At 29.5% G+C, this 10,767-nt stretch carries 14 protein-coding genes; 13 read left to right on the forward strand and 1 reads right to left on the reverse strand.

Annotated elements, in window-relative coordinates:
* Positions 1-441 precede the first annotated feature (441 nt).
* The 6 genes from C237_RS0108275 (at position 442) to C237_RS0108300 (ending at position 4,416) form a co-directional block, all read left to right on the forward strand.
* Positions 442-870, forward strand: a complete 429-nt coding sequence (locus tag C237_RS0108275; protein ID WP_221403458.1) for a mobile mystery protein A — start codon at positions 442-444, stop codon at positions 868-870.
* The gene (locus C237_RS0108280) at positions 861-1,457 is read left to right on the forward strand and encodes a mobile mystery protein B (protein WP_018676029.1); all 597 of its coding nucleotides are present in this window, start codon (positions 861-863) and stop codon (positions 1,455-1,457) included. The genes C237_RS0108275 and C237_RS0108280 overlap by 10 nt, the downstream gene beginning before the upstream one ends.
* Positions 1,458-1,693: 236 nt before the next feature.
* The gene (locus C237_RS0108285) at positions 1,694-2,122 is read left to right on the forward strand and encodes a plasmid mobilization protein (protein WP_033398850.1); all 429 of its coding nucleotides are present in this window, start codon (positions 1,694-1,696) and stop codon (positions 2,120-2,122) included.
* On the forward strand, positions 2,112-2,990 hold the full coding sequence (locus C237_RS0108290) for a relaxase/mobilization nuclease domain-containing protein (RefSeq protein ID WP_018676031.1): 879 nt from the start codon (positions 2,112-2,114) through the stop codon (positions 2,988-2,990). The genes C237_RS0108285 and C237_RS0108290 overlap by 11 nt, the downstream gene beginning before the upstream one ends.
* Entirely contained in the window at positions 2,911-3,576 is a 666-nt protein-coding gene (locus C237_RS0108295) for a hypothetical protein (RefSeq protein WP_018676032.1), read from the forward strand. The genes C237_RS0108290 and C237_RS0108295 overlap by 80 nt, the downstream gene beginning before the upstream one ends.
* Before the next feature lie 96 nt (positions 3,577-3,672).
* Positions 3,673-4,416, forward strand: a complete 744-nt coding sequence (locus C237_RS0108300) for a HesA/MoeB/ThiF family protein (RefSeq protein WP_018676033.1) — start codon at positions 3,673-3,675, stop codon at positions 4,414-4,416.
* Positions 4,417-4,419: 3 nt separating this feature from the next.
* Here the strand turns inward: C237_RS0108300 and C237_RS0108305 are convergent, their stop codons facing one another.
* Positions 4,420-5,178 carry a response regulator transcription factor gene (locus tag C237_RS0108305; protein ID WP_018676034.1) on the reverse strand — a complete coding sequence of 253 codons (759 nt, stop codon included), beginning with the start codon at positions 5,176-5,178 and terminating at the stop codon, positions 4,420-4,422.
* A gap of 36 nt (positions 5,179-5,214) precedes the next feature.
* Between C237_RS0108305 and C237_RS13970 the strand changes: the two genes are divergently transcribed.
* The 7 genes from C237_RS13970 to C237_RS15210 all read left to right on the forward strand — a co-directional run bounded on the left by C237_RS13970 (position 5,215) and on the right by C237_RS15210 (position 10,654).
* Positions 5,215-5,922 (forward strand): hypothetical protein, encoded by a 708-nt coding sequence (locus C237_RS13970; protein ID WP_018676035.1) that lies wholly within the window; start codon positions 5,215-5,217, stop codon positions 5,920-5,922.
* 207 nt (positions 5,923-6,129) lie between these two features.
* Entirely contained in the window at positions 6,130-6,375 is a 246-nt protein-coding gene (locus tag C237_RS0108315; protein ID WP_018676036.1) for a hypothetical protein, read from the forward strand.
* 58 nt (positions 6,376-6,433) lie between these two features.
* The gene (locus C237_RS0108320) at positions 6,434-6,994 is read left to right on the forward strand and encodes a hypothetical protein (protein WP_156809737.1); all 561 of its coding nucleotides are present in this window, start codon (positions 6,434-6,436) and stop codon (positions 6,992-6,994) included.
* On the forward strand, positions 6,991-7,839 hold the full coding sequence (locus tag C237_RS0108325) for a hypothetical protein (RefSeq protein WP_018676038.1): 849 nt from the start codon (positions 6,991-6,993) through the stop codon (positions 7,837-7,839). The genes C237_RS0108320 and C237_RS0108325 overlap by 4 nt, the downstream gene beginning before the upstream one ends.
* 4 nt (positions 7,840-7,843) lie before the next feature.
* Positions 7,844-8,221: a DUF3887 domain-containing protein gene (locus C237_RS0108330; RefSeq protein ID WP_026315589.1), complete on the forward strand. Its 378-nt coding sequence runs from the start codon at positions 7,844-7,846 to the stop codon at positions 8,219-8,221.
* Positions 8,222-8,249: 28 nt separating this feature from the next.
* Positions 8,250-10,319: an outer membrane beta-barrel protein gene (locus C237_RS0108335; protein ID WP_018676040.1), complete on the forward strand. Its 2,070-nt coding sequence runs from the start codon at positions 8,250-8,252 to the stop codon at positions 10,317-10,319.
* Entirely contained in the window at positions 10,319-10,654 is a 336-nt protein-coding gene (locus tag C237_RS15210; RefSeq protein ID WP_026315590.1) for a DCC1-like thiol-disulfide oxidoreductase family protein, read from the forward strand. The genes C237_RS0108335 and C237_RS15210 overlap by 1 nt, the downstream gene beginning before the upstream one ends.
* The last annotated feature ends 113 nt before the right edge of the window (positions 10,655-10,767 follow it).

Consider the following 10,767-nt stretch of genomic DNA (forward strand, 5'->3'; position numbering starts at 1 on the left):
CATTATAAAAACTCGTTTTTTCATTATAAAAACTCGTTTTTCAACCGTGTAAATAACTAATTATCAATATTTTAAGTACCCCTTAAAATAATAAAATAATAAAATAATAAATTATAAAATAACGTTTTGTTTTTTGTCAATTAGTGGATAACTTTTTTCAGATTTGCTTTCGGATGAAAAAATATGCAGAGTGGAAGAAAAACGAAAAAACAAAAAAAATAAAAAGAAACTTAAAACGGCGGTTCCTTGTTATGCATAATAGATTTGATAATCAGTTATTTATTATGTATGAAGAGATTTTTATTATGTTGTCAATCTGAATGGTAGTTATATTATAGTGTGACCTTTTGTTTTTAAAAGTCAAAATATATCATTACTTTTGTAGATTTAAAGCTATAATATAAATTGATGAAAGGTTTTAAATCATTACAATTACAACAAATGAATGATAAGATAGAAAAATTTTCTGTCTTAAAAGGTGTTAATGTACCTCCTGTTGGGTGGGTAAAAGCGATTAGAAAAGCATTAGGTATTTCATTACAACAATTAGGAAACAAGCGTTCCATATCCAAACAATCGGTCTTGGATATTGAGAGAAGAGAGCAAGAAGGAACGATTTCTCTTAATGCGCTAAGGGAAATAGGTAAAGCAATGGATATGGAATTGGTTTATGGTTTTGTACCCAAAGATGGAAATCTGAATGCGTATATTGAAAGAAAAGCAAGAGAATTAGCGATTGAAATTGTGATGCGTTCAGCTAATACAATGAAACTGGAAGAACAAGAAAATACAAGAGATAGAATTTTAAAGGCTATAGAAGAAAGAACAGAGGAGTTAATTAAAGATCAACCAAAAATATTATGGGATTAGATTTTCAATACATAGATGGACAAACACCATTAGATGAAGAAGAAAAAGAGGGCTTACTAATCCCTACAGTAACAACGAGAGAGGAACTTGATGAGTTTGAGCAAAAAAATATAGAGGAGGCTATATTGTGGGTTTTAACCAAAAAATTAAAAAAAGAAACCATTTTTACGGAAAAATTCATTAGAGACTTACATAAAAAAATGTATGGGTCTGTTTGGAAATGGGCAGGAAACTTTAGACAGAGCAATAAAAATATAGGAATAGATTATTGGAAAATTTCTACGGAATTAAAAATGTTATTAGATGATGCTTTGTTTTGGATAGAAAATAAAAATTTTCCTGAAGATGAATTGGCTATTATATTTAAACATCGATTAGTGAGCATCCATTGCTTTCCTAATGGAAATGGAAGACATAGTAGATTGATGGCTGATATTATTATAAGTAAAGTTTTTGGACAAAGAGTTTTTAGTTGGGGAGGCGATAATTTGTCTTACGAAACTAACGCAAGAGAAATTTATCTGAAAGCAATAAAGTTAGCTGATAAGGGAAATTATTCAGCATTGATTAAATTTTCGAGAACTTAAAATTAAAAGGGAGAATTTTAAAATTCTCCCTTTTAATTTGGGCTAAAATAAGAGAACATATTTTCAATTTAGAGAATATCAAAAACTATTTATATATTTGTGCTGTTGATTGGTTATCTCATCGGTCAAGAAGTGATAAATGCAATACAAAACCTTACATGATTTTCTATTGTCTTTCTCATTCTTGCCCTGCGACCGGAGGAGCAGGGGGAAATACATACGCTAAAAATATAATTATGGAAGAAAATATTTTTGAGTTATTAGACGACGAATTTTGGGAAGATATAAGCGAAGATGTAGCAAAACAATCTTTAGCAGAAAAAAGAAAAGAGTGGGGAGCTTTAGGAGGTCGTCCCTCTGTCTTGAATGAAAATAGAACTCTGAATAAAACTATTCGTTATGCTCCAAGCGAATGGACTGAAGTAGAAAGAATGGCGAAAGCATTTGGATTAAGTTACTCTGAATATATCCGTAGGTGTAGCTTACATAAAAGAATGCCCGATCCTGAACGAAATGTCACGCTGACAAAATCAGCTACGAATTTTAAGCGGTTGAGTAATGCATTGCGTATGGGTATTTTTAATGATGAAGAAAGAGCTCGGTTTTTAAATGAACTGGAAGAAGTTATTTTTTTAATTAAAAAAGAATTAAAAGATGGTAACTAAAGCTAAATCGGTTAAGGGAAGTCTTTCTGCAGCTCATTATAAAGAAAAAGGAGAGAAAAACGCAGTTTTCCTTTGTCAAAATAAGATGGATGCTATTGATTACCGAGAGCGGTATGAGGAGATGAAATTATTAACGACGCTTTACAAAGGTAGAGGCGGACAAAAACCTTTTATTGAACAAGTGATATCTCCATCAGTTTCATTAACAGATGATGAGTTGCGTGAACTTGCCCTGGAATATGCTCAAAAAATGGGCTTTGAAAATCATCAATGGTACGCTGTTGCCCATAGGAATACAGCGCATCCACATATTCATTTGATTGCTAATAGAGTGGGATTTGATGGCAAGTTAATGTCGGATAGTTTTATTGGAGATAGGAGTGGGAAAGTAGCCGAACAAATAGCCAAGAAAAGAGGCTGGAAACAGATAAGAGGTGATCAAAATAAGGCGCTTAGAACAGCTATTTCTAAAATGGTATATTCTATTTTTGAGCGTTCTACCTCTTGGGAAGAAGCTAAAGAAAAAGCCAAAGAATTGAGATTTTATTTTAAAACACAAGAGCGAAACGGAGAGGTTATTGGGCTTAGAATTATGCCTTATTTAAAGGAGGAAGAAGAAAAGAGTAAAATTAAAGAGTATAATCAAAATTATTATGGTTATACATTGACAACGCTACAAGATGATATTTCTAATTCTGAAAATGGATATAAGTTATCAGAATTAGATAGAAAACTGAAAGTGAAAGATTTAAATAAGTTATTGATAAATAACCAAATAAAAAAAGGCAATGAACGAAGAAAACAAGAAACAGCAGAACAAAGGAACAATATTGAAAGAAGCGTTAGAAAAAGTTATTTCAGACGCTAAAGAAAGTTACAAGCAATCAGCAGAGCAGAATAGGGATATTTTAGAGTTTTTGAAAAAAAATATAGATTACATTAATCAATCAGGAAATAAAATTAGTGAAGTAGTTAATCATTTAGTTATTTTCAATAATAAAACTCTGATAGATGCAGATAAAGAAGTTGAGCGTATTAGAGTTGGGTTAAATGAATTTAAGGGAGAATTTATAGGGGAAACAGAAAGAAAGGTAAAGGATGTCATTTCTGAAATCCCTTCTGAAATAGTTCTTGAAACAAGATTGCATTCTCTTGATAGAGATTCAATAGATAATTTAAATAAAAGATTAAATATACCCAAGTATAGTGTGTATATGTTTGTTGCAGGCGTTGTAATGATGATTATTAGTGGATTATTTATGTATTTTTCCTTTAAAAGCAACTCTAAATCTGTACAACAAATTAGAACGGAATATGTAAAGGAACTAAATGAGGAAGGAATTTTATTAGTTAGAAAAGAAGAACAAGATTTAAGCAAAGAAATTTTTGAGTGGATGAATATAAACCCTAAAACTAAAATATGGTTTGAAAAATGGAGAAAAAAGAGAAAATAAAGGAACTTTTATTTACATAATGAGAGTTGATAAGCCTAATAACTACACTTTTGTGTAGCAATTTGCATTTGATGTCGGTGTAATTTTGCATAAAAAATGCAAAGATATAGTAGAAATAGGCTCTATATAAGCCAAAAGGAACAAGAAAAAATAAAGCAAACACGGATACTAATAGGAGGGTGTGGTTTGGGGAGTAATATAGCAGAGTGTATCCTTCGGTTAGGTTTTGAAAATATGACCATTGTAGATGGTGATAGCGTGGAACTTTCTAACCTCAATAGACAAAATTATCTCAATGAGGATATTGATAAATTGAAAGTTCATCAACTCTATGAAAGACTTATAAAGATCAATCCGAAAGCAAATATCAAGGTAGTTTCAGAGTTTATCACGAGAGAAAATTTAGAAGAGATTTTGGAGGGGCACAGCATTGCTGTTAATGTCTTAGATTTTAATAGCGATATTCCGCTTCTTTTTGATAAAAAATGTCGAGAAAAAGGAATATTTGTGATTCATCCATACAATTTGGGTTGGGGCGGATTGGTAACGATTATTAAGCCTAATGGTATTGCATTGGATATTTTGAGTAGGAATAAAGAAAACTTCAATGAACTGGAGGTGGTGGAATATGTGGCAACTTATTCGCGTTTTTGGAACCATCCGAAGCAGTGGTTGGAAGACATCATTACAAAATATAAAGAAGAAACAGAACCACAATCTCCGCCACAACTTGCTATTGCTTCTTGGATTGTAGCTGGAATGTGTGCCAATGTGATGTATAATATTGTTACAGGGAAACCATATAAAACCTTTCCAGAGTTTTATTTTCTGGCGCTCTGATGGTTAAATAAGTTTATTGATTTTGGCATAAGATAGTGCTTCCGAAATGCTCTGTACATTAAATTTATCAAATATTTTTCTTCTGTGAAACTTTACGGTATCGGTGCTTACAAATATTTTTTCGGCAATTTCGTTGATGGTAAAGCCTCTGGCAGATAGTTCTAAAATATTGAATTCCCTTTCAGATAATTTTACTTTTTGGTTCTTTTCCCATACATTAGTTTCAAGGTTTAATTTCCAAAAATACTCACTATCTTGTTTGTTAATGGTGATATTGCCTTCCGTCTGGTTGGGTGAAAGAGCTACGATGCACATCGCTTTCCATATTTTACCCTTTTCGTTAAGAAAAATAGGGGTGAGTTTGTGGTTAATCAGCACAGGCTTGTTTCTTTCATTGATGAGATGGAAGTCGTAGGAAATCGTGTATAGTTTTCTTTCTTCAATGGGAATTCTCTCATAGAATGAAAATCCAGCTTCGTTGATTTTCATCAAAAGTTCTAAATCCTCTTTTTTCACATTCCTAAAATAGAAAGCATATCCCAGCTCCTTCACTTCTTGAGAGGAAAGTCCGCAGAGAAATAACGGATTATTGGAAACATATTCAAAAGACTGATTTTGATAATCTATCACATAAATACTTTTGTAGGAAAGCCTTGCAAAGGCATCTACTGCAGATATATAGTCTTTCATCTGCTCCAAATCTTTATCCGATAAGTGATGAAGGGTATTTCTTTCATCAAAAAAATGATTGATTGATTCCATATATAAAAACTACACTTTTGTTTAAAAAAAACATAAATGATTACAAATATAAACAAAAGTGTAGTAATTACTATTAGCGATAATAATAATTTTATCAAAAAAATAATATCAATGGAATATATTAAATACGATTTTTTTGATAAAAGATTTATAGATTTTGTAGTGAGAGAAAATTATAAGTATCATCATTTCTCTTGTGATCATGATATAATGAAGACCGAAATAAATGAAATACATAATGAAGAACAATCTTATGAGGGAAAGAAAACATTTGTTTTCACAGATGATAAAGGAAACATCAATGGAACTATTCGTGTGCTTAAATGGAATTATAAAGATATATTACCGATTCAAAAGATATTTAAGATTAATCCTGTTGATTTAATGTTAGATGATGTATATGGTGTTTATCATATAGGAAGATTTGCAATAAAAAAAGAGGGAAATCATAGTATTATAACATTTAAGACCCTAATGATGCTGGCTATAAATGAAGTATTAAAAGAAAAAAAATCATTTGTTTTAGCAGAATGTGATACTAAACTACTAAAACTACTTAATAGATTGGGAATAGAAACTATTAAATTGTCAGAAGCTGTTAGTTATTTAGGATCAGAAACCATACCTGTTTTGTTATTACAAGAGGGTTTGAAAAAATTTTATAATAATAATATAAAATTATTGAATAAACTACACTATAGTGTGGTTTTAGAGGATAATATTAATCACTACACTATAGTGTAGTGATATTGTATAAATACGATATTAAATTTGCAATGTAAAAATGAAAAATAATATTCAGTAGCTACGAATTGAGAGGTTTTTACCCTCAAAGAAAAAAAGTAAATAGTGAGATTATGTGAACACGAAAAAATAGACATAAGGTCGCCAGACGCCCAAGACCATATGGAGCATAATAAATATAAATTTTAAACAAAAAAGAAAAGAAAAATGAAAAAATTATTTTTTCCTATCGTGATGGTAGTAGGTTTGACAGCAATGTCATTTACAAGTGTAAAAGCAGAAACAAAAGAAGTTAAAGAAGTTTCTATGGATGAGTTTATGAAAATAGATTCAGAAGGTAAGAGCATAGCAACAAAGCGTTTATGTTTAGATGTGTTTACAGAACATATCTACAACAATAGTATAGATATGGAAATATCTTCTAAAATGGATAATATATTATCTAACTATTAATGATTAACTATACTGAGTGGTAAAAACATAAACCACTCAGTATTAAAAGTTAAAGATTATGAAAAAGTATCAAAGAATAAAATCAAGTATAATAGTTGGTTTGATATTTATAATTATGTGTTCTTTTTCTATTATGACAGAGTTTGAGGCTCATTATTCTTTTTACAAAAAGGAAAAACCAGAAATAGCAAATAAATTACAGAAATTTTGCAATTTTAAACCTATTAGTATGTTTGGAAAGTACACTGGTTTTGATACGGGCTATGGCTTCTTTGGTCCAAATGTAGCAAGTGATTTTATTTTTGATATCCATATTTATGATGAAAAAGGGAATAGCATAAAAACCTTGAATAGAATCCCCACTCAATCTAAAGAAGGAAAGTTAAGATTATCGTGTATCAATAATATGTTTTTGGATAAACTGGGCAAGGTAGATGAAAGGTATGATAGATATTTAGATATTGTGATGGAACAGATAACAAAAAAGATAAAAGAAAGCTATCCTATAAATTACAAGATAGAAATGAAAATGTATTTGTATGAATATCCATCTATCAAAAAATTCAGTAAGGGAGATGATATACCAAAAAAAATAATGATAAAAAAATATGAGGTATGATGTTAAGGATTAATAAAATTCAAGATTTCTTTTTTCAAGAATTAAAAAATCAGCAATGGGCAGTTTTTTTCAGACAATCAGTAGGAGTATTATTGATATTACACCTGTTAGCTGTTCTGCCAGACTTTAATAATCTGTATTCTACAAAAGGATATATTCCGAGCGATATAATGGATGTTTTTATTCCCAATTATTTGATAACATTATCCAAAGTAATTATATATCTTCAAGGTTTTGGAATAGAAGAATATTATACTTTAATGATGTTCAAAATATTATACATTACATTAGGAGGTTTATTAATAGCGGGAATAAGACCAAGAGTAGTAGCATTTGTATTACTTATAATGCAGGTAGCAATGATAAAAGGAAGCGGTTTTTATGCTTATGGAGTAGATTTTTTTATGAGTATGTCTTTGTTTTACTTGATTTTAATTCCTTCAAATAATATAGAGAAAACACCATACAGAAGGTTATTTCAGATACACTTAAGTGTTTTATATTTCTTTTCTGGATTGGGAAAAGTAACAGGTTTTAATTGGTGGAATGGAGAAAGTATTTGGAAAGCAATAAATTTACCGATTGCTAATCAAGATTTTCAATTTGATTTTTCACTACTAGGCCATAATCCAATACTATTGATAATTATAGGTTGGGCAACAATAGTTATAGAAATGGCTTACCCTATTTTTATATGGATAAAAAAAACAAGGAATTTGTGGTTATTTTTAACAATAACAATGCATTTGGGAATTGCAGTATTTTTGAATTTATATTTTTTTTCTGCAATGATGATAATTTGGAATTTAACTAATTTTTACAATTTTAAAACAATAAAACAATAAAATTATGAGATGTTTATTAGTATTTGTATGCGTTACAATGTTCAGTGTATTTGGGTTTGCTCAATCACAGGAGGCGTTAGGAAGAGAGTGTATTTACAATCTTTTTCAGACACAAGATTATAAGAAAGTAACTACTTATTTTAATGATGAGTTTAAAAAAGAACTTACAGAAAGTAAACTTTCACAGACGGATTTATTAGTACAAAAATTAGGGGAATATAAAGGTATTATAGAAGTAAATAAAGATGATAAAGGACTTTATTACTACTATGTAAGATTTGAAAACCAATCTTTAGATGCTATTATAGAATTTGATAAGAATAAAAAAATTAGTGGTTTGGTATTGAGTTCTAAACATAGAGATTTCAAATTAAAAAAATAGAATATGTTAATATCTAAAAATTAAAAAAATGAACAGAAAAATCATATTTGCTATTTTGGTGTTTGCAGGAGTATTTACTTTTGGACAGTCAAGTACAGAAACATTACAAAAAGAAAAGAAAATAGAAGATGTGGTAATAGTATCACAGAAGAGTCATAAAATTGTAAAAAAAGATGGCAAATATGAAGTTTCTGTAGTAGGTAAAGATTTTCAGGACACTCCAAGTGCTTGGGAAGGCATGAAACAAATCCCATTGTTGAGCGTTTCTGAGGGAGCGCCTATAAAAGTTCAGGGAAAAGTAACGATAGTAGAAGTCAATGGTATTCAGTTACAAATGGATAGTGCAGATTTGGAAAGCTATCTCAAAACCTTGGATCCTAAAAGTATCAAAAAAATAACTATTGATACTACACCAGATTCTTCATATGGATCCGAGATATATGCTGTTGTTAATATTGTTCTTAGCCAAAGAGAGGGGAATTACCAAATAGGTGTAAACACAACCAATGGTATAAGAACTAAACTCTATAATTCTACGGGAATTAATTATGGAATAAGTAAATCAAGATTTAGAATTTATACGAGTTATAATTTTGGATATACTCCCATACACACACGGTCAGAAGTACAGTATAGTATTGCAGGAGCTCCTTTGTCATCTGCTAATTATGTAGATGAAAACATTGCAAGAAACCATAAGTTTTTCATTAATGGAACATTAGATTTAGGAGAAAAGAGCCTGATAGATTTTTCAGGGACTTATACAATATCTAACGCTAATAAAGTAGGGTTAACTCAAAATAATACTTTTAATAGAGGGATAAATGTAGATTCAGATAGTCAATTTTTGCAATTATCTCAGACTTTTAAATATGAATTTAATGATAATAATACATTAAAAATAGGGAGTCATCAAGTATTTAGTAAAGGGGATTATGAAACTATAGGAGTATTTAATTCTTCGCAAACAGATGAACAAAGAGTAAATACAATGACTCCCATTATCATTGCCTTTACGGATTATAATAGCCAGAATAAACTTGGAAAGACTAATGTTGGGGTTAAATTTCATAATATTAATGTAGAAAACAAAAATCAAAGAATAAACAATTCACTTGTTTTAGATGCACCGTTTACTTACAATGAAAAGGTTTTAGCATCGTATATCAACCATTCTTTTTCATTGTCTAATGGTAAGTCATTGCGCTTGGGATTACGCTCGGAAACATCATATATTGATTATACTTTCATAGAGGGATTAAAGTCATATCATAATAAGAAAGATTATACTAATTTACTTTATGATGTTAGTTATAATTGGTCATCAGGAGACTGGGATAATAATCTAACATTTAGAAAGCAAATATTTAGACCAAATTATAACTATCTGAATCCTTTTCAAAGGATAAGTACAGATATTACATATACTTCAGGTGACTCTGAAATTGCTCCAACTAAATTCTTTACATTGAGTTATCAGACATTGAAAAATAAGTGGGTCTATTTTGCTTTAGCAGGATATTTCAAAGATTTTACAAGTTCTTTTTATGATTTGGATCATAATAAGATTAACTCTACTTATAAAAATTTTGAAAATTTGTATTTAGGACAATTAGGAGCAGAGTATAATAATTCATTTTTTAATAGAAAATGGACAACTAAAGTATCTACAACACTACAATATGTAAAACTAAATGATAAAGAATATGAAAAGGATATCGCAAAATCATCAGTTTCTTTCATATTTGCGACCAATAATGTTATTGCACTTTCAAAAACAATGAAATTAAATATAAATTACGAACTTACCCCAACCTATAGAGATGGTTTATTAAAACACTATACGACTCAAAGGTTAGATTTAACACTGTCTAAAAAAATAAATCCAAATCTTAATATCATATTATTTGCTTATGATATTTTTAAAACAGATAGATTATGGGAAGAGACAACAGTTCCTAACTATTTTTATTCAAATAAGAGCTACGGTGATAAGAGAGCGGTTGGGATTATATTAAAGTGGAATATTACGGGTAAATCATATAATAGAGGAAATATTGAAAAAATGAATGATGATACAATAGATAGATTAAAATAATGGAAAAGTATATAATATATGATGAGAAGTGTGTGTTTTGTACCAAGTTTTCGATGTGGAGTACCCAACAAAATCCAAGCATAATAGCTATTTCAGTCAGAAGTAGGGATGCAAAGTCTATTTTAAGAGAGAAAGGCATTCGTTTTATTGATTTACAAACTATATACTATCTGGATCATAGAGGCGTTTTTAATAGGTCAAAAGCTGTATTCCAAATATTTAGATGTTTTAAATTTCCATATAGGTTGATAAGTCTTGGAGGCATTCTACCAAAGACATTCACAGACTATATCTACAATATTTTTGCAAAATATAGATATATGGTTAAAATATAAAATATTCATTTGAATTATGGTAGTATCTCATAAACTGTGTAAGTTAAAAAGAGGTTTTGAAAACTAGTTTTCAAAACCTCTTTTTAACTTAATTTGCAATTTTAAACATGATT

The sequence above is a fragment of the Riemerella columbina DSM 16469 genome, from assembly GCF_000374405.1.
Taxonomy (GTDB): domain Bacteria; phylum Bacteroidota; class Bacteroidia; order Flavobacteriales; family Weeksellaceae; genus Riemerella; species Riemerella columbina.

What these genes read in the sequence shown, in the direction of transcription:
- C237_RS0108275 (WP_221403458.1), top strand. Translation starts at nt 442, where the DNA reads ATGAATGATAAGATAGAAAAATTTTCTGTCTTAAAAGGTGTTAATGTA.
- C237_RS0108280 (WP_018676029.1), top strand. Translation starts at nt 861, where the DNA reads ATGGGATTAGATTTTCAATACATAGATGGACAAACACCATTAGATGAA.
- C237_RS0108285 (WP_033398850.1), top strand. Translation starts at nt 1,694, where the DNA reads ATGGAAGAAAATATTTTTGAGTTATTAGACGACGAATTTTGGGAAGAT.
- C237_RS0108290 (WP_018676031.1), top strand. Translation starts at nt 2,112, where the DNA reads ATGGTAACTAAAGCTAAATCGGTTAAGGGAAGTCTTTCTGCAGCTCAT.
- C237_RS0108295 (WP_018676032.1), top strand. Translation starts at nt 2,911, where the DNA reads ATGAACGAAGAAAACAAGAAACAGCAGAACAAAGGAACAATATTGAAA.
- C237_RS0108300 (WP_018676033.1), top strand. Translation starts at nt 3,673, where the DNA reads ATGCAAAGATATAGTAGAAATAGGCTCTATATAAGCCAAAAGGAACAA.
- C237_RS0108305 (WP_018676034.1), bottom strand. Translation starts at nt 5,178, where the DNA reads ATGGAATCAATCAATCATTTTTTTGATGAAAGAAATACCCTTCATCAC.
- C237_RS13970 (WP_018676035.1), top strand. Translation starts at nt 5,215, where the DNA reads ATGATTACAAATATAAACAAAAGTGTAGTAATTACTATTAGCGATAAT.
- C237_RS0108315 (WP_018676036.1), top strand. Translation starts at nt 6,130, where the DNA reads ATGAAAAAATTATTTTTTCCTATCGTGATGGTAGTAGGTTTGACAGCA.
- C237_RS0108320 (WP_156809737.1), top strand. Translation starts at nt 6,434, where the DNA reads ATGAAAAAGTATCAAAGAATAAAATCAAGTATAATAGTTGGTTTGATA.
- C237_RS0108325 (WP_018676038.1), top strand. Translation starts at nt 6,991, where the DNA reads ATGATGTTAAGGATTAATAAAATTCAAGATTTCTTTTTTCAAGAATTA.
- C237_RS0108330 (WP_026315589.1), top strand. Translation starts at nt 7,844, where the DNA reads ATGAGATGTTTATTAGTATTTGTATGCGTTACAATGTTCAGTGTATTT.
- C237_RS0108335 (WP_018676040.1), top strand. Translation starts at nt 8,250, where the DNA reads ATGAACAGAAAAATCATATTTGCTATTTTGGTGTTTGCAGGAGTATTT.
- C237_RS15210 (WP_026315590.1), top strand. Translation starts at nt 10,319, where the DNA reads ATGGAAAAGTATATAATATATGATGAGAAGTGTGTGTTTTGTACCAAG.